This window comes from Komagataeibacter intermedius TF2, from assembly GCF_000964425.1.
Classification (GTDB): Bacteria; Pseudomonadota; Alphaproteobacteria; order Acetobacterales; family Acetobacteraceae; genus Komagataeibacter; species Komagataeibacter intermedius.
This window is the reverse complement of record NZ_BANF01000080.1, coordinates 1-23,509: the sequence shown is the minus strand read 5'-3', so window position 1 is coordinate 23,509 and position 23,509 is coordinate 1. Positions and strand designations below refer to the sequence as shown.

Annotated in this window: 19 protein-coding genes; 6 read left to right on the top strand and 13 right to left on the bottom strand. The window is 63.3% G+C overall.

Annotated features, from left to right (window positions below):
* Positions 1-318 precede the first annotated feature (318 nt).
* The 7 genes from B7449_RS12090 to glmU all read right to left on the bottom strand — a co-directional run bounded on the left by B7449_RS12090 (position 319) and on the right by glmU (position 9,035).
* Positions 319-2,943, bottom strand: a complete 2,625-nt coding sequence (locus B7449_RS12090) for a cation:proton antiporter (protein ID WP_039735669.1) — start codon at positions 2,941-2,943, stop codon at positions 319-321.
* A gap of 223 nt (positions 2,944-3,166) precedes the next feature.
* Positions 3,167-3,787, bottom strand: coding sequence for a thiamine phosphate synthase (locus tag B7449_RS12085; protein WP_039735670.1), 621 nt, complete (start codon positions 3,785-3,787; stop codon positions 3,167-3,169).
* Positions 3,784-4,554, bottom strand: a complete 771-nt coding sequence (locus tag B7449_RS12080; protein WP_039735672.1) for a thiazole synthase — start codon at positions 4,552-4,554, stop codon at positions 3,784-3,786. The genes B7449_RS12085 and B7449_RS12080 overlap by 4 nt, the downstream gene beginning before the upstream one ends.
* Positions 4,555-4,559: 5 nt before the next feature.
* Positions 4,560-4,760: a sulfur carrier protein ThiS gene (gene thiS / locus B7449_RS12075; protein ID WP_039735688.1), complete on the bottom strand. Its 201-nt coding sequence runs from the start codon at positions 4,758-4,760 to the stop codon at positions 4,560-4,562.
* Positions 4,761-4,783: 23 nt separating this feature from the next.
* Positions 4,784-5,779 carry an FAD-dependent oxidoreductase gene (locus B7449_RS12070; protein ID WP_039735673.1) on the bottom strand — a complete coding sequence of 332 codons (996 nt, stop codon included), beginning with the start codon at positions 5,777-5,779 and terminating at the stop codon, positions 4,784-4,786.
* Between the two features lie 65 nt (positions 5,780-5,844).
* Positions 5,845-7,668: a glutamine--fructose-6-phosphate transaminase (isomerizing) gene (gene glmS, locus B7449_RS12065; protein WP_048883647.1), complete on the bottom strand. Its 1,824-nt coding sequence runs from the start codon at positions 7,666-7,668 to the stop codon at positions 5,845-5,847.
* Entirely contained in the window at positions 7,668-9,035 is a 1,368-nt protein-coding gene (gene glmU / locus B7449_RS12060) for a bifunctional UDP-N-acetylglucosamine diphosphorylase/glucosamine-1-phosphate N-acetyltransferase GlmU (protein ID WP_039735676.1), read from the bottom strand. The genes glmS and glmU overlap by 1 nt, the downstream gene beginning before the upstream one ends.
* 111 nt (positions 9,036-9,146) lie before the next feature.
* Between glmU and B7449_RS12055 the strand changes: the two genes are divergently transcribed.
* The gene (locus B7449_RS12055) at positions 9,147-9,827 is read left to right on the top strand and encodes an HAD hydrolase-like protein (protein ID WP_039735677.1); all 681 of its coding nucleotides are present in this window, start codon (positions 9,147-9,149) and stop codon (positions 9,825-9,827) included.
* A 5-nt stretch (positions 9,828-9,832) separates the two neighbouring features.
* Here the strand turns inward: B7449_RS12055 and gyrB are convergent, their stop codons facing one another.
* From gyrB to mutM, 6 genes are all read right to left on the bottom strand, one after another.
* Complete coding sequence (gyrB, locus tag B7449_RS12050) at positions 9,833-12,301, bottom strand: DNA topoisomerase (ATP-hydrolyzing) subunit B (RefSeq protein ID WP_048883648.1); 2,469 nt, start codon at positions 12,299-12,301, stop codon at positions 9,833-9,835.
* 90 nt (positions 12,302-12,391) lie between these two features.
* Positions 12,392-13,516, bottom strand: coding sequence for a DNA replication/repair protein RecF (gene recF, locus B7449_RS12045; protein ID WP_039735678.1), 1,125 nt, complete (start codon positions 13,514-13,516; stop codon positions 12,392-12,394).
* Between the two features lie 22 nt (positions 13,517-13,538).
* Entirely contained in the window at positions 13,539-14,663 is a 1,125-nt protein-coding gene (gene dnaN, locus B7449_RS12040) for a DNA polymerase III subunit beta (protein ID WP_039735680.1), read from the bottom strand.
* Positions 14,664-14,776: 113 nt separating this feature from the next.
* Positions 14,777-16,237: a chromosomal replication initiator protein DnaA gene (gene dnaA / locus B7449_RS12035; RefSeq protein WP_039735681.1), complete on the bottom strand. Its 1,461-nt coding sequence runs from the start codon at positions 16,235-16,237 to the stop codon at positions 14,777-14,779.
* A gap of 367 nt (positions 16,238-16,604) precedes the next feature.
* Complete coding sequence (gene rpsT, locus B7449_RS12030; RefSeq protein WP_039735682.1) at positions 16,605-16,874, bottom strand: 30S ribosomal protein S20; 270 nt, start codon at positions 16,872-16,874, stop codon at positions 16,605-16,607.
* A 104-nt stretch (positions 16,875-16,978) separates the two neighbouring features.
* Positions 16,979-17,860 carry a bifunctional DNA-formamidopyrimidine glycosylase/DNA-(apurinic or apyrimidinic site) lyase gene (mutM, locus tag B7449_RS12025; RefSeq protein WP_039735683.1) on the bottom strand — a complete coding sequence of 294 codons (882 nt, stop codon included), beginning with the start codon at positions 17,858-17,860 and terminating at the stop codon, positions 16,979-16,981.
* 29 nt (positions 17,861-17,889) lie between these two features.
* Between mutM and B7449_RS12020 the strand changes: the two genes are divergently transcribed.
* Genes B7449_RS12020 through B7449_RS12000 form a run of 5 tightly spaced genes read left to right on the top strand, consistent with a single transcriptional unit; the run spans position 17,890 to position 23,458 of the window.
* On the top strand, positions 17,890-18,687 hold the full coding sequence (locus B7449_RS12020; RefSeq protein ID WP_010514579.1) for a class I SAM-dependent methyltransferase: 798 nt from the start codon (positions 17,890-17,892) through the stop codon (positions 18,685-18,687).
* Positions 18,687-19,910, top strand: a complete 1,224-nt coding sequence (gene coaBC, locus B7449_RS12015) for a bifunctional phosphopantothenoylcysteine decarboxylase/phosphopantothenate--cysteine ligase CoaBC (RefSeq protein WP_039735684.1) — start codon at positions 18,687-18,689, stop codon at positions 19,908-19,910. The genes B7449_RS12020 and coaBC overlap by 1 nt, the downstream gene beginning before the upstream one ends.
* Positions 19,911-19,922: 12 nt before the next feature.
* Entirely contained in the window at positions 19,923-20,384 is a 462-nt protein-coding gene (gene dut, locus B7449_RS12010; RefSeq protein WP_039735685.1) for a dUTP diphosphatase, read from the top strand.
* Positions 20,381-22,099, top strand: a complete 1,719-nt coding sequence (locus B7449_RS12005) for an ABC transporter permease (protein ID WP_039735686.1) — start codon at positions 20,381-20,383, stop codon at positions 22,097-22,099. The genes dut and B7449_RS12005 overlap by 4 nt, the downstream gene beginning before the upstream one ends.
* Before the next feature lie 9 nt (positions 22,100-22,108).
* Positions 22,109-23,458 (top strand): ABC transporter ATP-binding protein, encoded by a 1,350-nt coding sequence (locus B7449_RS12000; RefSeq protein ID WP_082084844.1) that lies wholly within the window; start codon positions 22,109-22,111, stop codon positions 23,456-23,458.
* Positions 23,459-23,509: the final 51 nt, after the last annotated feature.

Below are 23,509 nucleotides of genomic sequence, written 5' to 3'. Positions count from 1 at the left end.
CCTTTGGGAATCCTATGATTCAAGCTATTCGCAGTGCGCTCTAAGGCACGCTGCGCAATATCAGGAGAGCCAGACCGGACCCGGGACGCAGGCGGTCCATCTGCTCCGGATAACTGGGGTAACGGGGGCTGTTACCCACCGTAGATGGCTGTCACGAAGCTGGTCAGATCGGCTCTCATGGCGCCTTTCGTCCTCACGTTCCGATGTGTTGGAAAAGGACGACAGTTCTTCCGCCTCCGGAATCAGGACCGCCCGTGCCTGAAAGCGCATCATTCCCCGATCCGGCATCTGCCTGCACAGGCGTATCCTGCGCGCAGGTCAGGCGTCGCTCGCCTGACTGTCCTGACGCACCGGAATGGCGCGGGTGACGGGGGCGGTGGCAAGGTCAATGGCGTCGTATGATGGCGGGCTTTCCGGCGCGTCCTGTCCGTCCTGCGGCAGAAGCTGGGCATCGGGCAGTTCACCCTTGCTGCGGGCCTGTGCCAGACGTTCAAGGTTATCGCCAATGCGCGGGTATTCTTCCACCAGCCTGCGGAAGTTACGCGCGCTCATCGTCATGAAATGCCCGAACTGCAGGGACCGGCTGGTAGCTGTGACACGCTCGTCCTTCAGTGCTTCTTCCCCGCCCAGCACCGCGCCCGCGCCAAAGCGTACGTCGTGCTTGGGATAGTGGGTTTCAGCCAGACCCGCGCTGATGAAATAGACCGTGCGCACCTTCTGCCCCTTGCGGTACAGCCGCTCACCGGGGGAAGAAAAGTGGATGGACATCTTCATCGCGATGTCATGCAGCACGCCATCGGCCACCCCTTCAAACAGGGGGAAGTTATGGATGCGGCTTTCAATCCCCGCCCGGATATTGAATTTCAACCTGAAATCCAGCTGTTCGCGGCGGTGTTCCACATCGCGGTGCAGTTCACGGTGCAGTTCCTCGCTCAACAGCGATTCGGACATCAGGGTATCGTATTTCTCTTCTTCCAGCCTGAGTGCGATCTGACGCAACATGCGGTTTTCCAGCGCTTCGGAATAACCATGGTAATGCAGCCGCAGGGTCTGCAATGCCTCATCCAGCAGCTTGCACTGCCGACCCAGTACTTCACCCACGATTTCACTGATGCGCGTGCCCAGCGTCGGCTCCATGCGCTGGCGCATGAAACGGGTCAGCGACAGGGAAACGAAATAGCCGATCATCAGCATCTCGAACCGTTCCATCATGCAGTACATGAGGGGCGTGTCGAAATTGAACCGGTGATGAATCACCTGCGCCACGCGGAAACGCAGCGAAGGACGCAGGCGGCGGCGCAGGGCGCGGACATAGCCGAACCGCCCTTCCAGCCGGGCGCCATCCACCATGGCCTCGGCTGACCGCAGCAGCGTTTCCATCACACGTCGCGACAGCCCCTGTATGCGGAACAGGTCCAGCAGGATGGAGCGTTCACGGTTGGCAATGACAATCAGCGCCAGCGTCACCCGCTGCCGGTCGCCCAGGGCCGTGTCGAAGGTATTGGCCTGCTCTTCCGAATGGACGCGGCGGTCAATGACCTCGACCACCGTTTTGGTGACGTTGTTCGAAAAGCCCAGCTCGCCCGCAACCTCCCGCGTCTGGTCGCGGACTTCACCCAGTCCGATGGCAAGGATCTGATGGCGCAGCGCCTGATCGATCAGCGGCAGCTGATCCAGCTTGAGAAACAGCACCAGATACCGCAGCGACATTCCGTTCACGAACAGGGTAATCAGCACGAACCCCGTGGCGATGATCCCGATGAAATGGGCAATACTGCTGGAAACATGTTCGTTTTCCGTCACGGCCAGCGCCAGCGCCAGCGTAATGGCACCACGCAGGCCACCCCATACCATCGTCACCTTGAACGGGGTTGGCACGGGGGGAGACAGCTTGGTGGCGGCAAGGATGGGCAGCATGCCGAACACCACCGCCCCACGCGCCAGCAGCCCGGCGCCCGCCGCCAGCAGGATCAGCACGCAGTCCCACTTGGTCATGCCCACCAGCAGGCGTGGCACCAGCATGGAGGCCAGCACGAACACCAGTGACCCGGCCCAGAACACAAGCTGCTGCCACAACTCGTTCAGGAAGCGCCATGTCTGGGGCCGGAAAGTGGATGGCCCGTAAATCGAAATCGTCAGGCCGGACGCCGCCGTGGCCACCACGCCGGAAAAACCCAGGAATTCATCACAGACAATGTAGGACAGGTACGGCAGCGCCACCGTCAGCGTGACCTCGGCCGCGGGGGCTGCCCCCAGCGCGGGAATCACCATAAGGGTCAGCCGGCCGAAGACGATACCGATGATCAGCGCCCCGATGAAGGACACAAGGAATTCCAGCACCGCACCGCCCAGCATGATCTTGTGGTGCGAAGTAATGGAGCCAAGCAGGATGGTGAAAATGGAAATGGCGGCGGCGTCGTTCAGCAGCGCCTCACCTTCCACCAGCCGGGTCAGGCGGCTGGCAGCACCAATTTCCTTGAATATCCCCGCCACGGCTGACGGATCGGTCGTCGCCACAATGGAGCCAAGCAGCAGGCACACCGCCAGCGGCATTCCCGCAAAGGGATACAGCGCGAAGCCGATGGCCGCGGTTGAGACCGCCACCGCCACCACGGCCAGCAGAAGAACGGTCGCGGTTTCATGCGCCAGCCTGCGCACGTCAATGCCCAGCGCCCCCTGAAATACCAGTATGGGCAGGAAAATCAGCAGGAAGGCTTCGCTGTTAAGCGGGAAATCCAGCAGCGTCTGCGCCGCGCCATTGAATATTTCCAGATGGGAATTGCGCAGCACAAGGTCGGCCGCGCCACCGATCACGATACCCACAATGGCAAGCAGGACGGTTTCGGACAATTCCAGACGGCGGGCAAGCGGCTGGACCGCGCTGACCACGACAAGCAGCACGGCAATCGCCATCAGAATTGCTGCCAGACCCGCTATCTCCATTCAAAATCCCCGACTTCCGGCCATCTCATGCTTACAGACCGATCCTAGTGGCTGACCATGAACAGATTATGTCCAATGCGTTTCAGATCAACAGAATCCGGCTTGCAAGATCAACATCTGGGTGCAAAAGACGTTCCCTTGCATACCCGCATATTGCGTATCAATAATGCCACACCAACGTTGCATCAACAACACATGATGCATCACATTATATTCCAGTATTTCACACACTGACCACAGGGGGCGTAGCGGCAAGCCATGCCCGGACCTGTGCCTGCGGGTCGGGCATGCGAATGAAATCGGACACCGCCGATACACAGTCCGCCCCGGCCGCAATGCACAGCGGGGCGCGCGCAAGGGTAATCCCCCCAATCGCGACAAGCGGGATATCGCCAATGCGCCGTTTCCATGCCGACAGCTTTTCCGTGCCCTGCGGCCCCCAGGGCATTTTCTTCAGTTTCGTAGGCCAGACCGGCCCCAGCGCCACATAATCGGGGGCGACTGACAGTGCGCGTTCCAGTTCCGCATCGCTATGGGTGCTGACCCCCAGCTTCAGGCCTGCCGCACGAATGGCGGGCAGGTCCGCCGTGTCCAGATCTTCCTGTCCCAGATGGATGAAGTCCACCCCTTCCTCGATCGCAAGCTGCCAGTAATCATTCAGCACAAGGCAGACATCATGCGCGCGGGCCAGACGGATGCCTTCACGGATTTCATGACGCAGGGCATCCATCGCCATGTCCTTGAGCCGCAACTGGATCAGCCGCGCTCCGGCCTGCCCCAGGCTTCCAACCCAGTGCGCCGCATCCACGACGGGATAGATGCGCGACGGCAGAACGGAACTCATAGTACCGCCTGCCCGATCACGGGGGTGGAGGGAACAGCCATGTCACGTTCTTCCATCGGGTCGGCAATATAGGCCATGCGGCCCGCTTCCACCGCCATGGCGAAGGCACGCGCCATTTCCGCGGGGTTGCCCGCCTTGGCCACCGCCGTATTGATCAGCACGGCGTCATAACCCAGTTCCATCGCCTGTGCCGCGTGGGAGGGCACGCCAATCCCGGCATCGACCACCATGGGCACGTCCGGAAAGTGGGCACGCAGGGCACGCAGGCCAAACAGGTTGTTCAGCCCCTTGCCCGACCCGATGGGCGCGCCCCATGGCATCAGCACCTCGCACCCCGCGCGCAGCAGGCGTTCGGCGCCAACCAGGTCCTCGGTCATGTAAGGAAAGACTTTGAAGCCGTCTTCCGTCAGGATACGAGCGGCTTCAACCAGCGCGAACATATCGGGCTGCAGGGTATCGGATTCCCCGATCACCTCCAGCTTGATCCAGTCCGTGCCGAACACCTCCCGCGCCATCTGCGCCGTGGTCACGGCTTCACGCACGGTATGACAGCCTGCCGTATTGGGCAGGACGGGCACATCCAGTCCACGGATCAGCGCCCAGAATGCCTGCCCCGCGCGGCTGCCTGCCGCCTCGCGCCGCAGCGAGACGGTGACCACCCCGGCCCCGGCCCGCCGGACGGCGTCACTGAGGATTTCAGGCGAAGGGTACTGCGCCGTGCCCAGCATCAGGCGCGACGTCAGTTCAGTGCCGTAAAAAAGGGTCATTGCGGTTATCCTCCCTGCATGGGGGCCAGAATTTCCACCCGCGCCCCGTCATGCAGGGAATGGGTCGCGCGCCTGCTGGCCGCGACAAAGCTGCCATCCACCGCAGTGGCGATACGGGCCATGACATCATAACCCAGTTCATCAAGCAATGCCGCCAGGTTGGCGGCTGTCACGTCGTGGCGTTCGTCATTCACCAGAATCTGCATGTCCATCCTCCCCTTCTGTCGGGTTAGCCTTCACCAAATACGATATCGGCCGCTTCGGCCGCGCGAACGGGGGAAAGCAGGAAGCCGTGGCGATACATGCCGTTAATATGGATATGCCGTCCCTGCCGCCTGACGGCAGGCATATTGTCAGGATAGGACGGGCGCAGGCCGGTGCCGGTTTCCAGTATCTCGGCTTCCCCGAATGCCGGATGCAGGGCATAGACCGCACCCAGCATTTCCACCATCGACCGCAGGGTCATGGGACCGGCATTCTCGCTTTCGATCATGGTCGCCCCCACCATGTACACATGCCCCGCCCGCGGCACGACATAAATGGGAATGCGTGGATGCAGCATGCGCACCGGGCGATGCAGCGTGACATCGGGACACCGCAGCAGCAGCATCTCACCCCGCACGCCGCGCATGTCCGTCATCCGGTCACGTGCCGCAATGCCGGTGCAGTCCACCACCCAGTCATACTCCTCCGTGCTGGCGGCAGGCGGCACATTGAACCGCAGGCTGCCCCCCAGTTCCACCACCCGGACGGCCAGGGCGTTCAGGGCGTCGCGCGGGTTGACATGCCCCTCCCCCGCGAAAAACAGCGCACGGGAAAAACGGTCGGCAAGATCTGGTTCCAGCTGCGCGATCTCACCTTCGCCAATCGTGGAAAAATGTGATGTCCTGCGGGCGAAACGCATGATTTCGCGCACATCGCGCGGGGGCGCCAGCACAAGGGTGCCATTGCGGTCCACGCCGGGAACGTGCGCATCCCACCAGTCAAGGGAGGCAAGGGACTGGGCGGTGACCTCCGGGGTGGCGGCCTCCGCCTCGCACCACGGGGCCAGCATGCCGCCAGCCTTCCATGATGCGCCCCAGCCCACGCGCCCGCCACATTCATGCACGCTGACCCGCGCACCACGTTCGGCCAGGGTCACGGCCGCCGTCAGGCCCGACACACCCGCGCCCCGCACAAGAACAGACGGTCCCGTCGCGTGGGGGATTGCCGTTTGTGCTGCCATGTGCGTCGTGCCCCTGTCCCGATTATAGCTACTGACGGTGAGTGTGCCGGTTATGCCCCGGGTGTCTATTCAACAGTCACGGATTTGGCGAGGTTACGCGGCTGGTCCACATCCGTGCCCTTCAGCAGCGCGACTTCATAGGCCAGGATCTGCACCGGGATGGTCTGCAGGATCGGGGCCACGAATTCATCCACTGTCGGGATCGCCACCACGCATTCTGCGATTTCGCGCAGGCGCGGCGCGCCCTCCATATCCGTGAACACCAGCAGGCGGCCGCCACGGGCCTTGGCTTCCTGCAGGTTGGACAGCGTTTTTTCAAACAGCGGACCGGACGGCACGGTCGCCACCACCGGCACCGTGCTGTCGATCAGCGAAATCGGCCCGTGCTTCATTTCCCCAGCCGCATATGCCTCGGCATGGATGTAGGAAATTTCCTTGAGCTTCAGCGCCCCTTCCAGCGCCACGGGGAACATGGCCCCGCGACCAAGATAGAGCACATCGCGTGCTTCAGCCACGATGGTGGCCATGCGGCGGATTTCATCATGGCGTTCGAACACCTCGGTCGCCTTGCTGGGCAGGTCGAGCAGGGTGGTCACCATGCTTTCCTCCTGCTGTGCGCCGATCAGTCCGCGCGCACGGCCAAAGGCAATGGTCAGGCAGGCCAGAACAGATAGCTGCGCGGTAAAGGCCTTGGTGCTGGCAACGGATATTTCCGGCCCCGCCACGGTGCCCAGCACGGCATCGCTTTCGCGCGCCATGGTGCTCTGTTCCACATTGAGGACCGAGACAATGTGTTGTCCCGCCGCCCGCATCCCACGCAGGGCCGCCAGCGTGTCCGCCGTCTCCCCCGACTGGGAAATCAGCAGCCCGAGGCCACCCCTGGCCAGTGGCGGATTGCGATAGCGCATTTCGCTCGCCACATCGATATCGACCGGCAGGCGCGCGTACTGCTCGATCCAGTACCGTCCGATCATGCCAGCATAGAACGCCGACCCGCAGGCCGTCAGCACCGCGCGGGGAATGGCGGCAAGGTCAAATGGCAGGTCGGGCATGATGACGCGGCGCGTCGCCGGGTCGATCAGGCGCTGCAGGGTCTGCCCGATCACGACGGGATGTTCGTGCAGTTCCTTTTCCATATAATGGCGATAGCCATCCTTGCCGACCGATGCCGCGATCAGCGCGGTCAGCTTGACCGGACGTTCGACCGGGTTGCCCGCCATGTCAAAGAAGGCGGCGCCCGCAGGCGTGATCACGGTCCAGTCCCCATCATCCAGATAGGCGATCCGGCGGGTCAGCGGCGCCAGCGCAAGGCTGTCGGAACCGAGGAACATCTCGTTATCGCCAAAGCCCACCACCAGCGGCGCGCCATGCCGCGCACCAATGACCATGCCATCATGCCCGGCAAAGATCATGGCGAGCGCGTAAGCACCTTCCAGCCGCCTGAGGCAGGCATGCGCCGCGTCCTGCGGGGAAAGGCCACGCTGCAGGTGATAATCCACCAGCTGGGCAATCGTCTCGCTATCCGTATCGGTGGAGAAGACCTGTCCTGCCGCCTCCAGTTCACGGCGCAGTTCCTCGAAATTCTCGATAATGCCGTTATGGACGACCGATACGCGCTCCGTCCCGTGTGGGTGGGCGTTGTTTTCGGTAGGCGCGCCATGCGTGGCCCAGCGCGTATGGCCAATGCCGGTCACGCCCGGCAGCGGCATGCGCGCCAGCAGGCTGGCCAGATGATCCAGCTTGCCCGCCGCGCGGCGGCGTTCGACATGACCTTCTTCCAGCGTGGCGATGCCCGCGGAATCATAGCCGCGGTATTCCAGCCGACGCAGGGCGTCCAGAATGACTGGCGTGGCCTGATTGCTGCCAACAACCCCTACTATGCCACACATCAGCCCCGTTCCTTCCTGTTCTTCAGCCGTTCGCGAAACGATGCGGCATGTCCTGCCTTGTTGGCCTGCCGTGCCCGGCCAATGGCCATGGCGTCATCGGGGACGTCATGGGTGATCACGCTGCCCGCCGCCGTAATGACGCCCGAGCCCACCCGCACGGGAGCAACCAGAACCGAATCCGAGCCAATGAAGCTGCCCGCGCCGATTTCGGTCCGGTGCTTGAACACGCCATCGTAATTGCAGGTTATGGTGCCCGCGCCGATATTGGCCCCGCTGCCCACCGTGGCGTTCCCCAGATAGGTCAGGTGATTGGCCTTGGCCCCAGCCCCCAGCGTCGTGGCCTTGATTTCCACGAAATTACCCACGCGCGCCTTTGCCCCCACGTCGCTGCCGGGACGCAGGCGGGCATAGGGGCCGATCTGTGCATCCGGGCCGACCGTCGCCCCCTCGATATGTGAAAAGGCATGGATTTCCGCGCCGGTTTTTACATGCACGCCGGGGCCGAATACCACATTTGGATGCACCACCGTATCGGGTTCCAGCACGGTATCGGCGCACAGGAACACCGTATCGGGCGCGACAAGCGTGGTGCCGCCATCCATCACCGCCTGTCGCAGCCGGGCCTGCACACATGCTTCCGCCTGTGCCAGTTCCGCACGCGAATTGATGCCGCGCAGTTCGTCCTCCGGCGCGACAACCGCCCGTACGGTCCGCGCATCCGCCACGGCGCGGGCCACCACGTCACCCAGATAGTATTCGCCCTGCGCATTGTCATTGCCGATTTCATTCAGCCAGCGACGGAAATCGGCGGCATCGGCACACAGCACACCGGCATTGCACAGCCGGATCGCGCGCTCATCCGCAGTGGCGTCCGCCCATTCAACAATCCGTTCAACCCGCCCGTCCCGCGTCACCACGCGCCCGTACCGCGCGGGATCGGCAGGTTCCATGGCCAGCAGGGCCAGACCGGTATCCCCACTGCGGCGCTGGTCCAGAAGAGCCCGCATCGTACCGGGCGTGATCAGCGGATTGTCACCATACAGGACCGCCACATCACCGGCGCCGAACGCAGCTTCGGCCTGCCGGGCGGCATGGCCGGTGCCAAGGCGGTCCATCTGCACCACGACCTGATGCGGGGCGGCAAGGGCTGCCACATCCTCCATGTCCGGCCCCACGACGACAACGATCCGGTCAAAGACCTGCGCCGCGTTATCCAGCAGGTAACGCAACATCGGCTGCCCCGCCAGCGGGTGCATGACCTTGGGGCGCTGCGATTTCATGCGCGTACCACGCCCCGCAGCCAGGATGACAGCGGTCGACACGGTGCGTGCGGGGGCGGATACTGCGGTATCAGTCTGGGTATTCATGGCAGTGTGCGGGTACTCCGCACCCGCGCACCCTGTCAAACCCTTATGCGCGTGCGATACCATCACTTAGAATTTCCGATTGCTACTTCATTCACACCGTCAAAGGCGTTCATGATGACCTCTCTCCCGCCCCGCCTCGCCGTTTTCGATATGGATGGCACGCTGATCGACAGCCTCCCCGATCTTGCGGCCACCGCCAACCGGCTTCTGGCCCATCATGGCCTGCCACCCATTGCCGCCGAACAGGTCCGCCCCATGGTTGGCGATGGCGTCGCAGCCCTTGTCAGGCGCCTGCTGGTCCATGCGGGACCGGCCGCCACCGGCATTGATGCAGACCAGGCCACGGCATGGTACATGGCCGATTACACCCCCCATTCCACCGACCTGTCCCGTCCCTTCCCCGGCACGGTGGGCATGCTGGAAAACCTGCGGGCCGCAGGGTGGCACATGGCCGTCTGCACCAACAAACCCGTTGCCGCCGCGCGCCACATACTACGTGTCCTTGATCTGGAAAAATGGTTCGTGGCCGTGGGTGGGGGCGACAGCTTCAGCGTGCGCAAACCCGACCCGCGCCACCTGCTGGGCACCATTGAAATGGCACAGGGCAGCCCGCGCCGCGCGGTCATGACCGGTGACCACCATAACGACATGGCCACGGCCATCGGGGCGCATGTGCCCGCGATTTTCGCCCGCTGGGGGTATGGCCGCCCCGAAATGGAAGCCGGTGCCACGGTTGGCGCCGATTCCATTTCCGAGGTCGCCCATCTGGCCAATGAACTGGTGCCAGCGTAGCCGCGTCAGACGTCGAGGTTGGCAACCTTCAGCGCGTTGCCAACAATGAAGTCGCGGCGGGGTTCGACAACATCCCCCATAAGGGTAGAGAAGACCTGCGCCGCGTTTTCCACATCGCCGACCTTGACCTGCAACAGGGTGCGCATGGCGGGATCCAGCGTGGTTTCCCACAGCTGTTCGTCATTCATTTCCCCCAGCCCCTTGAAGCGGTTGATGGACAGGCCCTTGCGGCCCTGCGCCAGAATCCGTTCATACAGCGATGCCGGCCCGTTAAAGGCATGCGCATTGCCATCAATCACCAGATCGACCGGCCCCGCGAAATCCGCCACCAGACGGTCGTGGCGATCCGCCAGCCAGCGGACTTCCGCACTGCGCAGCGCCTGCGCCTCCAGCCGGTAGACTTCGCCCACACCACGCACGCTACGGGCCATTTCCAGACCACTGTCGCTGACGGCAACCTTCCACCCCCGTTCGGTGGGGGGGGATACTGCATCCAGCCGCGCCTGCAGGTCGACAACCCGCTCCGGCACGGCCTGCAGGTCGGCGCGCAGCACGCCCGCAATGGCCGCCTGTTCCAGAACCCACACCGGCACACGCGCCGACAGACGCGACAGCGCACGGGTCACATCACGGATGAACGTGACATCGGCGCGCATGGCATCGCCCTCGACCTCGCGCCCATCGGCATACCGCAGCGAGGCATTGGCCAGCGCCTTGTCCAGCAGGTAGGATTCCAGCGCCGCGTCATCCTTCAGGTACCGTTCGTCATTGCCGCGCTTGGCGCGGTACAGCGGCGGCTGGGCGATATACAGGTACCCTTTTTCAATCAGTTCGGGCATCTGCCTGAAGAAGAAGGTCAGCAGCAGCGTACGGATATGCGACCCGTCCACGTCAGCGTCCGTCATGATGACAATGCGGTGGTAGCGCAGCTTTTCAATCGAAAAGCCGCCATGTTCCACATCGCCACGCCCGATGCCGGTGCCCAGCGCCGTAATCAGCGTCCCGATTTCAGCCGACCCCAGCATGCGGTCAAAACGCGCGCGCTCGACATTCAGGATCTTGCCCTTCAGCGGCAGGATCGCCTGAAACCGCCGGTCACGTCCCTGCTTGGCGGTGCCACCTGCCGAATCACCCTCGACAATGAACAGTTCGGATCTTGCCGGATCACGTTCCTGACAGTCCGCCAGCTTGCCCGGCAGGGAGGAAATGTCCAGCACGCCCTTGCGCCGCGTCAGTTCCCGCGCGCGCCGCGCCGCCTCCCGCGCGGCGGCGGCGTCCATCACCTTCGCCACGATATGGCGGGCTTCCTTGGGGTGGGTTTCAAACCAGTGGGAAATCATGTCGGCAGCAGCGGCATGCACCACCGGCTGCACTTCGGAAGAAACCAGCTTGTCCTTGGTCTGTGACGAGAATTTGGGGTCGGGTACCTTGACCGACAGCACGGCGGTCAGGCCTTCGCGCATGTCCTCGCCATTCAGGGCATGGCTGTCCTTCTTGCTGGCATTGGCTTCGGCATAGCGGCCGACCACGCGGGTCAGCGCCTGACGGAAACCGGCAAGGTGCGAACCGCCATCACGCTGGGGAATGTTGTTGGTGAAACACAGCATGGTTTCATGGAAGCTGTCATTCCATGTCAGGGCGAATTCGACCTTGATGCCGTTGTCTTCATTCTGCAGGCTGCCGGTAATCGGCGGCTCGACAATCGGGTTCTTGCCCTGGTCCAGCCATTCGACAAAGGCACACAGGCCGCCTTCGTAATGGAACTTTTCCTCCCGCGCCGGGGTATGGCGTTCGTCGCGCAGGATGATCTTCAGTCCGGAATTGAGGAAGGCCAGTTCACGCAAACGGCGTTCGAGAATCGGGAATTCGAATTCAACCTTGGCAAATGTCTCGGCGCTGGGCCTGAAGGTGACCTGCGTGCCGGTCGGCTCGCTGCTTTCCCCCACCACACGCAGCGGTTCATCACGTTCGCCCGCGCGGAAACTGATGACATGCTCCTTGCCATCGCGCCATATCCGGACTTCCATCCATTCCGACAGCGCGTTGACCACGGCGGCACCCACGCCATGCAGACCGCCTGATACCTTGTAGGAATTCTGGTTGAACTTGCCCCCCGCATGCAGCTTGGTCAGCACGACTTCGGCGGCGCTCACCCCTTCTTCATGGTGCATGTCGGTGGGAATGCCGCGCCCGTCGTCCCGCACGCTGACGCTGCCATCCCCATTGAGCGTCACGATACAGGTGGTCGCGAAGCCTGCCTGCGCCTCATCTACGGCGTTATCAATGATTTCGAAGGCCATGTGGTGCAGGCCTGACCCGTCATCGGTATCGCCGATATACATGCCGGGGCGCTTGCGTACCGCGTCCAGCCCCCGCAGAACCGAGATGGATGCCGCATCATAGTCCGCAGCGGGTGTCACGCCACCTGCGACCTCGGCATCGTGTTTCTGATCGGGACTGGATTGATCGGACATGCCGGCAGATGCTCCACAGCGGATAACAACAAAACAACAGAATGCATTATAGCCTGAACCACCCGGCGTAACCAGCATTCCGCACCGAAATCATGCATGGGGTGCAAGATTACCTTCGCCCGGCGTCACGAATTCGGCAATCTGGCGCAGCGGCGCGAACTGTTCGCAGTCCGTTCCAGTCAGGAACACACCGGTATCCATCCGTCCGATCGCCTGAAACAGGGCATCGCGCCGCACATCATCCAGATGCACCAGCGGTTCATCCAGCAGAAGCATCGGCATCTGCCCCCGGCATGCGGCCAGGATACGCGCATGCGACAGGATGATACCCAGCAGCAGTGCTTTCTGCTGTCCCGTGCTGGACAGACTGGCGGGACGCCGCGTCAGCCGGTCCGCCATGCGCAGGTCCGTGCGATGCGCGCCAAAGCGGCTTCCCCCGCGCTGCCGGTCAATGGCGCGTGTCGCCGCGATCTGCTCCGCCAACCAGTCTTCCACCGCAAGGGCGGGCATTTCGCGCAACTGATCGGCAATACGGCAATCAAGTTCCAGCCATGCGGCGGGAAAGCCATCGGCAACTGCCTGCTCATCCGCATTCAGGCGCGCCATCATATCCACCCGGGCGGCGACAGCCGCCACGGCATGGCGCGCCATGGTGCGTTCCAGGGCGGCCAGCCAGTCCATATCCGCCCCACGCTGCGCCAGCAGGCGGCTGCGCTGCATCATTGCGCGGTCATGGGCGGCCAGCTCACGCGCGTGGCCGGGTTCAAGCGCCAGCACCAGCCGGTCCAGAAACCGGCGGCGACCGCCTGCCCCGTCCTGAAACAGGCGGTCCATCTGGGGTGTCAGCCATACGGCGGAAAAATATTCGCCTACCGCATCGCGGTTGCGCTGGGGCTGTCCATCCACGCGAAACGCACGCCGTTCAGGACGCAGCGGATCGGCCCCTGTGGCAATCTGAACGGTCAGGGCATCATCGCCCCACTGCGCCGTCACGTCAGCGGCGATACCCCACAATGTCGCACCATGACGGGGCAGTTCATCCATGCGCACGCCCCGCAGGCCACGCCCCGGCACCAGCAGCGAGACTGCTTCCAGCAGATTGGTCTTGCCACTGCCGTTCGGCCCGGTGATGACCGTGGCCGGGCATGCCGGTTTCCATGAAAGATGATGGTAATTACGGAAATCCGTAAGGACCAGTCGTGTCACACAGGCCATGCGACCGGATGGCCGCGCGCGATTACACGCGCATCGGCATCAGGACATACAGCGCGGACGGGCTATCCACATCGCGCACGATGGTGGGCGCGGAACTATCGGAAAAGGCGAATTCCACTTCCTTTTCCACCTGATCGGTAATGTCGTTCAGGTAGCGGGCCTGAAAGCCGATCTCCATGGAGGACGCGTCGTAAGAGACATGGTTTTCGTCCAGTTCTTCCGTCGCTGTCCCCTGGTCCTGGCTTGCAGCCGACAGCGTAAGCAGGTTGTGCGCCATGCTCAGCTTGACCGGGCGGGAGCGTTCCTGGCTGATCGCCGCCACGCGGGATACGGCATCGGAGAATATCTTCTTGCCCACGCGCAGTATCTTGTCATTCCCGTGCGGGATCACGCGTTCATATTCAGGGAAGGTGCCGTCAATCAGCTTGGAAGTCAGCGTGATGTTGCCAATGGAAAACTGGATGCGGGTATCGGACAGGGCCACGGCAACCTGCTCGGGCCCTTCGTCAAGCAGCTTGCGCAGTTCGGCGACCGTCTTGCGCGGCACGATCACGCCCGGCATGCCTGCGCTGCCCGCGGGCAGTTCGGTCTCGACACGGGCCAGGCGATGTCCGTCCGTCGCCACCGCGCGCAGCACCGGACCAGCATCCCCTTCGGCGACATGCAGGAAGATGCCATTGAGGTAGTAGCGCGTTTCCTCGGTGGAAATGGCAAAGCGCGTGCGGTCGATCAGGCCACGCAGCACCTGTGCGGGGATGCTGAATTCATGCGGCAGGCTGCCAGCCATCATGGACGGGAAATCATCCACATCCAGCACGTTCAGGCTGGTGGCGAACCGCCCCGCCCGCAGGCCCAGTGGCGCATCACCCCCGGCATGGTCCAGTTCGACATGCGCGCCATCGGGCAGCTTGCGCACGATTTCATACAGGACGGCCGCCGGCGCCGTGACCGCGCCATCGCGCAGGGTTTCTGCCGTAACGCCTTCAACCACCGCGATTTCCATATCGGTGGCGGTCAGGGTCATGGCGCCATCAACGACATTGATCAGCACGTTGGCCAGGATGGGGATGGTATTGCGCTTCTCGGCAACGCTCTGGATATGGGCCAGTGCCTTGAGCAGCGTTACGCGGTCGGCCTTCAACTTCATCGGTACAATATCCTCCACATCCCGTCACGTCAGGCATACGTACAGACGGGGGGTGACATGTTTAGCAGCCGCGGGCGACACTGGTAAAGGGGGACGTTGAACCCTAAATTTATTCAGCTTTCCAGCATACGGCGCAGCAGTTCCACATCCTCGGCAAAAGCCGGGTCCTGTTCCATCAGTTCCGTCACGCGGGTCACTGCGTGCATGACCGTCGTATGGTCACGGTTACCGAATTTACGTCCGATTTCAGGCAGGGAACGGCTGGTCAGCTGCTTGGCCAGGTACATCGCCACCTGACGGGGCCGCGCCACGGCGCGCGCGCGGCGGGCCGAGGACATGTCGGTCAGGCGGATATTCCAGTGTTCGGCCACCTTGCGCTGGATTTCCTCGATCGTGACGCGACGGTCATGGGCCTTGAGGATGTCATGCAGCACATCCTGCGTCGCCTCCAGCGTAACCGGACGACCGAACAGGTTGGCATGGGCGATCAGGCGGTTCAGCGCGCCTTCCAGCTCACGCACGTTCGACGTGATCTTGTGCGCAAGGAATTCCAGCACCTTGGCGGGCACCACCACGCCGGACGCACTAGCCTTGGCCTCCAGGATGGAGATACGCAGCTCGAACGTGGTGGCATGGATATCCGCCACCATGCCGCAGCCAAGACGGGTGCGCAGCCTGTCCTCCAGCCCCGACAGGTCAGAGGGCGACTTGTCGGCCGAAACCACGATCTGCCGTCCTGCATCGACCAGCGCGTTAAAGGTGTGGAAGAATTCTTCCTGCGTATTGTCCTTGCCGATCAGGAACTGCAGGTCGTCGATCATCAGCACATCGACGGAACGCAGTTGCTCCTTGAATTCCATGGTGGACTGGGACCGGATGGCCGCGATGAAGCGGTACATGAATTTTTCCGCCGACATGTAGGCGACGGATACCTTCCCCTCACGCAGCAGCTCGGCCCCGATGGCATGCATGAGGTGCGTCTTGCCCAACCCGACCCCACCATACAGGAACAGCGGGTTGAAGCCGGGGCTGGAGGGCCGCTCTGCAACCCGGCGGGCGCAGGCATAGGCAAATTCGTTCGGCTTGCCCACCACGAAGGTATCGAAGGTGAAGCGCGGGTCCAGCGGGGCGGCAAGGTCGCTGCGGACTTCGGCGTGCCGGGGCTCCTCCGGTGCCGGGGCGGGGGCCGCCGCCGGCTGGGGGGGCGTATCTTCGCTGACGGCTGACGCTGCGGCAGCCGCGCCATCTGCCGGGAGAGGCGCGGACGCGCTGCCCGGACGGGCGACCTGCAGTTCGACACGGCGGATGGCGGGCACTTCGGCATTCCACAGCGTGCCAAGGCGGTCACCGTACTGCCCGCGCACCCAGTCCCGCAGGAATCGGGTCGGCAGGTAGAGGGTGATCTCGTCCTCATCCACCGGACCCACCGTGATCTGGCGCAGCCATGTGCGGTATTCGACTTCCCCGACCTCGGCCTTCAGCCGTTCGCAGATGCGCGACCAATGGATGGCAAGCACACTTTTCTGCGCATTGGCTTCCGCAACTGCGTCATAGCCTTCCAGTCCGCCTGTCATATCCGCTCCCGGCTACATGGGACATGGAACACGCGCCCCCGCGCATGCACCCGCATCCCCGCTCCATCCATCAACTGTTCCACAACGCCATTGCGCCCGCACGCGGGCAGGCAGGACGCCAGCCGCGCACCTGACACGACCCACAACCCGGACCAACAGGCCCAAGGCAACAGATGACGTTGGAATTATCCACATAAGGTAGAGCAGAGAATCGGACGAAGCAACGAGAATCTGCCCTCACCCCGCCGAAACCCGATCACACCTGCGGAAATAGCAAACAAAAAAGGCCGCTATCACCACTAATGGCGATACACGACCTTCTTCATTACTTACCGTATTCTTTCAGGAAAAAGAATACAGAAGTTTTTTACGCCGCAGCAAGGGACTTGATGCGGGCGGACAGGCGCGAAATACGACGGGCAACCGTGTTGGCGTGAAGAACGCCCTTGCCAACCGCACGCTGCAGCTCAGGCTGTGCCGCGCGCAGCGCAACAGCAGCTTCGTCCTTCTTGCCGGTCGCGATGGCGACTTCGATCTTCTTCACGAAGGTGCGCACGCGGGACAGGCGGGCCGTGTTACGGGCGTTGCGGCGTTCGTTCTGACGGATGCGCTTGCGCGCGGATGCTGTATTGGCCATTGCTCTCAGTTCATCTGCATAAATCAGGTTACGGCGGTCCGCCACCCGATCGTTGCGGACATCCCATATCAGGCTGGCGATCTAGTCCACCCTGACCCCATTCGTCAAGACAAGTCTTTGCCTAAATCTTTTTCCACCCCCTGCTGCCGGGGACAGAAAAAGCTGGAACGCCCGGACTGGGTGATCCGGACCACCCCATCGCATGACGGCGGGCCAGGGCAGTCGGGGCAACCTTCCCCTTCCCGCCCATACACGCGCCAGGCATGCTGGAAATAGCCCAGTTCCCCATCCGGTTGCACGTAATCACGCAGGCTTGAGCCTCCGGCTGCGATTGCTTCCTCCAGAACCGCGCGGATTTCGGTGGCAAGTTTCTCATACTGTTCGGCATTTATGTCCCCTGCCGCCTGCGCGGGGTGGATACGCGCGCGGAACAGGGCCTCGGACACATATATGTTGCCCAGCCCCGCCACGACGCGCTGGTCCAGCAGCAGGGCCTTGATGCTGGTGCGTCGCCGCCCTGCGCGCGCGGCCAGCCATGCGCCGTCAAACCGGTTGCCCAGCGGCTCCGGTCCCATGCCCGACAGCAGCCGGTGGGTTTCCACCGCCGTTACGGGCACCAGGTCGACCATGCCGAAACGCCGGGGGTCCACCAGCCCGCAGCGCGCGCCCTGCGCGGTCTCGATCACCAGATGTTCATGCCGTGCGGGTGGCCGGCCCCGTTCCGCTTCCGTGGGACACGACAGCAGCACCCGGCCGGACATGCCCAGATGCAGCACCACGACCAGCCCGCCCGACAGCGTGATGAGGATATATTTCCCCCGGCGGGAGAATCCATCGATCCGCCGCCCCTGCAACACCGTGGCCAGACCGGGCGGAAACGGCCACCGCAGGCCGGTATGGTGCGTGCTGGCACGGGAAATAGTGTGACCTTCAAGATGCACCCGCATCCCGCGCATCACAGTTTCGACTTCAGGTAGTTCCGGCATGGCCTCATCTGGGGTTATACCTGTTCATCATGACCGACATTAGCCAGCCATACCATCCCTCCCCTTCCGCAGGCCGTCCCGATGACCGCCAGGCGGATACCACCGATTTCGGCTTCCGCGACGTGCCGTTGCGCGAGAAGAAATCCCTGGTCCGGAATGTCTTTGACAGCGTGGCCTCCAAATACGACATCATGAATGATGTGATGTCGCTGGGCATTCACCGCGCATGGAAGAAGATTTTCGTCACCGAGCTCGCCCCTCACCCCGACCTGTCGCTGCTCGACCTTGCGGGCGGGACGGGGGATATTTCCTTCGGGTGGCTGCGCGGTGGTGGTGGCCCCGCCATCCTGTCCGACATCAATGTCAGCATGCTGACGGTAGGCCGCAACCGCGCGCTGGAACGCGGGCTTGTCTCCGGCCTCAACTTCATCGCTGTCGATGCCGAGGCCATACCGCTGGCCGACAATTCGGTCGATCGCGTCTCCATCGCCTTCGGCCTGCGCAACTGCACGGACAAGCTGCAGGTGCTGCGTGAGGCACGGCGCATCCTGCGTCCGGGCGGCCGGTTCCTGTGCCTTGAATTTTCCCGCGTGCAGGTCGCGGCCTTCGCCCCGGTTTACGATGCATGGTCCTTCCACGTCCTGCCCCGCATGGGGGCCGCGATCGCGGGAGATCGTGAAAGCTACCAGTACCTGGCCGAAAGCATCCGCATGTTCCCCGATCAGGAAACGCTGGCGGACATGATGCGCGAAGCGGGCCTGGAACGCGTATCCTACCAGAACCTGTCCGGCGGGATCGCAGCCATCCATTCCGGCTGGAAAATCTGATGGAGGCTGGGGCGACCCGTTCTGTCCTGCTGGTCGTGGGCGGTGGCATTGCCGCCTACAAGGCGCTGGAGCTGATTCGCAGGCTGCGCGAACGTGGCCTGCGCGTGCGCACGGTGCTGACGGACGCAGGGGCACGATTCGTCACCCCCATGTCCATTCAGGCGCTGAGTGGCGAACGCATTTTCAGCGACCTGTTTTCCCTGACCGATGAAAGTGAGATGGGGCATATCGCCCTGTCCCGCAGCAGCGACCTGATCGTGGTCTGCCCCGCCACCGCCGACCTGCTGGCCCGCATGGCGGCCGGACTGGCCAATGATCTGGCCACAACCGTGCTGCTGGCGACCGATACGCCGGTGCTGGTTGCCCCCGCCATGAACGTGCGCATGTGGACCCATGCCGCGACACAGGCCAATGTCGCGACATTACGTGCACGTGGCGTAACCTTCGTGGGGCCGGACTCCGGCCTCATGGCGTGCAACGAATCCGGTCCCGGACGTCTGGCTGAACCGGACGGCATCCTGTCCGCCATATTGCGCCTCCTGCATCCCGACCGGCCACTGGCGGGCCGCAGCGCGCTGGTGACCGCAGGCCCCACGCACGAACCGATCGACCCCGTGCGCTATATCGCCAACCGCTCATCCGGAACGCAGGGGTATGCCATTGCCGCAGCCCTTGCGGCGGCGGGGGCGGATGTCACGCTGGTCAGTGGCCCCACTACCCTGCCCGACCCTGCCGGCATGCGGACCGTGCGGGTGGAGACGGCACACGACATGCTGGAGGCCTGCCGCGCGGCCCTGCCGTGCGACATTGCCGTCTGCACCGCCGCCGTGGCCGACTGGCATGTCGCCCCCGCGCCCCAGAAGATCAAGAAAACCGCAGGCGCGCCCCCGCCCGTGCTGCAACTGGCGCCCAATCCCGATATTCTGGCAACCCTCAGCCAGCCATCCCCCACGCGGCCGGGACTCGTCATCGGTTTCGCGGCGGAAACCGAACACGTCGTGCCGCATGCCACCGCCAAGCGCCTGCGCAAGGGCTGTGACTGGATCGTGGCCAATGATGTCAGTCCCGGCACCGGCATCATGGGCGGCACGGAAAACGAGGTCTGCCTGATCGATGCCACGGGCTGCGAACACTGGCCCCGGCTGGACAAGACACAGGTCGCCCGGAAGCTGGTTGCGCGGATCGCCACATTCCTGCAAACGCCACACCCCAACCCTGAATAACCGGACCCCGCCATGACTTCCTCCCCCCTGCCCATCCAAGTCCGCCGCCTGGCCCATGCCCATGGCCTGCCGCTACCGGCCTACGCCACAGACGGGGCGGCCGGGATGGACCTGCTGGCAGCCGTGACCGAACCGATGACCATCGGGGCCGGTGGCCGCGCACTGGTTCCCACGGGGCTGTGTGTGGCACTGCCCCGGGGATACGAGATGCAGATCCGCCCGCGCTCCGGCCTTGCGCTGAAACATGGCATTACCCTGCCCAATGCGCCCGGCACGATTGATGAGGATTACCGGGGTGAAATCGGCATCATCGTCATGAATACAGGCGACGAACCCTTTGTGGTCGAACGTGGCATGCGCATTGCGCAGGCCGTTCTGGCCCCGGTCGTGCGCGGGACATGGGTTGAATATTCGGAACTGGAGGACACGGATCGCGGCACGGGTGGCTTTGGCAGTACGGGCACCGCAGGGTGACAGACAGCAGCCTGCCGGGGAACCTGCGGGTCCGCCCCAACATCGCGGACCTGCTTGGCCTGCTGGCGATCATGGCGGGGGCCGTCATCATCGCCACCGCCGGGCGCCACATGCTTGTGCCCATTCCCGCAAGCGAGGCGGGGACCATCCACCTCAATCCCGCATGGCTGCCCGCCTATGCCGTGCGGACCACGTTGCGCATGTTTGCGGCCCTTGCCGCGTCCCTGCTGTTTACCTTCACCTATGCCGTATGGGCCGCGAAAAGCAGGCGCGCGGGACAGGTGCTGATCCCGCTGCTGGATATCCTGCAGTCGGTGCCGATCCTCGGGTTCCTGACATTTACGGTGGTCTTTTTCCTTGGCCTGTTCCCCGGCCGGATGATGGGGGCGGAACTGGCCGCGATCTTCACCATTTTCACCAGTCAGGCATGGAACATGGCCTTTGCCATGTATCAGGCGCTACGCACCGTGCCGCCGGATCTGGAGGAAGCCGCCCTGTGCTTCGGCCTGACGCCGTGGCAGCGTTTCTGGCGGCTGGAAGTACCATTCGCCATTCCGTCACTGGTCTGGAACACCATGATTTCCATGTCCGGCGGGTGGTTCATGGTCGTCTATTCCGAAACCATCACGGTCGGGAACACCGACATCGCGCTGCCGGGAATCGGGTCATACGTGGGTGTTGCGATCGAACAGCGCAACATCTGGGCAATCCTTTATGCCATTGCCGCCATGCTGGCGGTCATCCTGGCCTATGACCAACTGCTGTTCCGTCCGCTGGTCGCATGGTCGGCGCGTTTCCAGACCGATGAAGGCACGACGCTTGCCGCCCCCGACCCGTGGGTACTGACGCTGCTGCGGCGCACGCACCTGCTGCGCCAGGGGTGCCTGCGACTGGGGGGCGTGATGACGCGCATCGGCTGGCTGCCCCTGGGGGCCCGGCCATCAGCCCCCCGGCGGCCGCTTGTGCCGTCCCGCCTGCTGGATGGTGCATGGATCGCGGCCCTGGCCGTCTGTGCCGTGACCATAGGGTGGAAGACATGGACCTATGGCAGCACCCATTACACTGCGGCGCAGGTGCTGCATGTCATCATGCTGGGTGGCATCACGCTGGCGCGGGTGATGGTGACGGTTCTTGTCGCGTCGGTAATATGGGTGCCGGTCGGGATCTGGCTGGGACTGTCACCCCGCCGGGCGCGACGGGCGCAGATGGCCGCGCAGTTCATGGCCGCCTTCCCCGCCAACCTGTTCTTCCCGCTGGTGGTGGTGGGAATCGTGCGCTGGCACCTGAACAGCAATATCTGGCTGACCCCCCTCATGCTGCTGGGCACGCAGTGGTATATCCTGTTCAATATCGTGGCGGGCGCATCGTCCTATCCCAGCGACCTGCTGGAGGCGGCCAGGAACTTCCATGTCCGGGGCTGGCTGTGGTGGTGGCGCGTGATGCTGCCGGGCATCACCCCCTATTTCATTACCGGGGCGCTGACCGCATCGGGCGGGGCATGGAACGCCGCCATCGCGACCGAGGTCGCAAGCTGGGGCGACACGACCCTGAGCGCGAACGGGCTGGGGGCATATATCGCTCATGCCACCGTGGCGGGGGCGACCGACCAGGTGGGTCTGGGCATGGCGATCATGGCGGCGTTCGTGCTGCTGCTCAATCGCGCCCTGTGGCGCCCGTTATCCAATTATGCCGCACGGCATTATACCTTTGACTGAGAGTTCATGATGCAGCAGCCCGACACCGCACCCCACCCCAAAACCGGGGCGGAGCTTGTCCGGATCATCAACTGCCGGCAGGCCTATCACAAGGAAAGCGCCACGGACCTGGTGGTGCTGGATGGCGTGAACCTGTCCATCCGCAGTGGGGAAATCGTTGGCCTGCTGGGCCGGTCCGGATCGGGCAAATCCACGCTGCTACGCATTATCGCGGGCCTTCTGACGCCAACGGCGGGCGAGGTCATATGGAAGGGCAAGAAACTGGAGGGCCCGGCCGCCGGCATTTCCATGGTGTTCCAGTCATTCGCGCTGTTCCCGTGGCTGACAGTGCAGAAAAACGTTGAACTGGGGCTGGAAGCACAGGGCGTGCCCGTGGCCGAACGCCAGAAACTGGCTGAAGACGCGATCGGCCTGATCGGGCTGGGCGGGTATGAAAACGCCTATCCCAAGGAACTGTCGGGGGGCATGCGACAGCGCGTGGGACTGGCGCGCGCGCTGGTGGTCCGACCTGACCTGCTGCTGATGGATGAGCCGTTTTCCGCGCTGGATGTGCTGACGGCGGAAAACCTGCGTACCGACCTGGTGGAACTATGGGCGGAAAAGAAACTGCCGATCCAGTCCATCCTGCTGGTCACGCATAATATCGAGGAAGCGGTGCTGATGTGCGACCGCATCCTGATCTTTTCCTCCAACCCCGGCCGGGTGGCGTACGAACTGCAGGTTCCCTTCGAACATCCGCGCAATCGCGAGGATGCGGCCTTCCGTCAGTTCGTGGACCGGATCTACGCCCTCATGACCCGGCGTGCGCCCGTGGTGTCGGAAGCGGACATGACCGACCCGGACATGGACCACGTGCAGATCACGACGGATGCCGTGGCCCTGCCCCCGCTGCCGATCAATACCATTGTGGGCATGATGGAAACACTGGCGGCCGACCCGCTGCATGGCCGCGCCGACCTGCCCCTGCTGGCCAGCCGGTTGCAGCTGGAGCTGGATGACCTGTTCCCGTTGGGCGAATCCTTGCAACTGCTGGGCTTTGCCGAACTGGAAGACGGCGATATCCTGCTCACGCCCGAAGGCATGCGCTTTGTCCAGAGCGAACATGACATACGCAAGAACATCCTGTGGCACAGCATGCTGCACAACATCCCCCTGGTGCGCACCATCCGCGCCGTGCTGGATGAACGCCCGAACCATCGCGCCAGCGCCGAACGCTTCCGTGACGAACTGGAAGACAGCATGTCCCCCGAATATGCCCGCCAGACATTGCAGACGCTGATTGGCTGGGCACGCTATGCCGAACTGTTTGATTTTGATGAAGAAGCCGACCAGCTTTTTCTGGACGACGAGACCGGATAACCGGGCCTAGAGCGCACTGCGAATAGCTTGAATCATAGGATTCCCAAAGGG

Bases quoted from the DNA above. Each gene is read 5' to 3' on its own strand.
- B7449_RS12090 (WP_039735669.1), bottom strand. From the start codon at position 2,943: ATGGAGATAGCGGGTCTGGCAGCAATTCTGATGGCGATTGCCGTGCTG.
- B7449_RS12085 (WP_039735670.1), bottom strand. From the start codon at position 3,787: ATGAGTTCCGTTCTGCCGTCGCGCATCTATCCCGTCGTGGATGCGGCG.
- B7449_RS12080 (WP_039735672.1), bottom strand. From the start codon at position 4,554: ATGACCCTTTTTTACGGCACTGAACTGACGTCGCGCCTGATGCTGGGC.
- thiS (WP_039735688.1), bottom strand. From the start codon at position 4,760: ATGCAGATTCTGGTGAATGACGAACGCCACGACGTGACAGCCGCCAAC.
- B7449_RS12070 (WP_039735673.1), bottom strand. From the start codon at position 5,779: ATGGCAGCACAAACGGCAATCCCCCACGCGACGGGACCGTCTGTTCTT.
- glmS (WP_048883647.1), bottom strand. From the start codon at position 7,668: ATGTGTGGCATAGTAGGGGTTGTTGGCAGCAATCAGGCCACGCCAGTC.
- glmU (WP_039735676.1), bottom strand. From the start codon at position 9,035: ATGAATACCCAGACTGATACCGCAGTATCCGCCCCCGCACGCACCGTG.
- B7449_RS12055 (WP_039735677.1), top strand. From the start codon at position 9,147: ATGATGACCTCTCTCCCGCCCCGCCTCGCCGTTTTCGATATGGATGGC.
- gyrB (WP_048883648.1), bottom strand. From the start codon at position 12,301: ATGTCCGATCAATCCAGTCCCGATCAGAAACACGATGCCGAGGTCGCA.
- recF (WP_039735678.1), bottom strand. From the start codon at position 13,516: ATGGCCTGTGTGACACGACTGGTCCTTACGGATTTCCGTAATTACCAT.
- dnaN (WP_039735680.1), bottom strand. From the start codon at position 14,663: ATGAAGTTGAAGGCCGACCGCGTAACGCTGCTCAAGGCACTGGCCCAT.
- dnaA (WP_039735681.1), bottom strand. From the start codon at position 16,237: ATGACAGGCGGACTGGAAGGCTATGACGCAGTTGCGGAAGCCAATGCG.
- rpsT (WP_039735682.1), bottom strand. From the start codon at position 16,874: ATGGCCAATACAGCATCCGCGCGCAAGCGCATCCGTCAGAACGAACGC.
- mutM (WP_039735683.1), bottom strand. From the start codon at position 17,860: ATGCCGGAACTACCTGAAGTCGAAACTGTGATGCGCGGGATGCGGGTG.
- B7449_RS12020 (WP_010514579.1), top strand. From the start codon at position 17,890: ATGACCGACATTAGCCAGCCATACCATCCCTCCCCTTCCGCAGGCCGT.
- coaBC (WP_039735684.1), top strand. From the start codon at position 18,687: ATGGAGGCTGGGGCGACCCGTTCTGTCCTGCTGGTCGTGGGCGGTGGC.
- dut (WP_039735685.1), top strand. From the start codon at position 19,923: ATGACTTCCTCCCCCCTGCCCATCCAAGTCCGCCGCCTGGCCCATGCC.
- B7449_RS12000 (WP_082084844.1), top strand. From the start codon at position 22,109: ATGCAGCAGCCCGACACCGCACCCCACCCCAAAACCGGGGCGGAGCTT.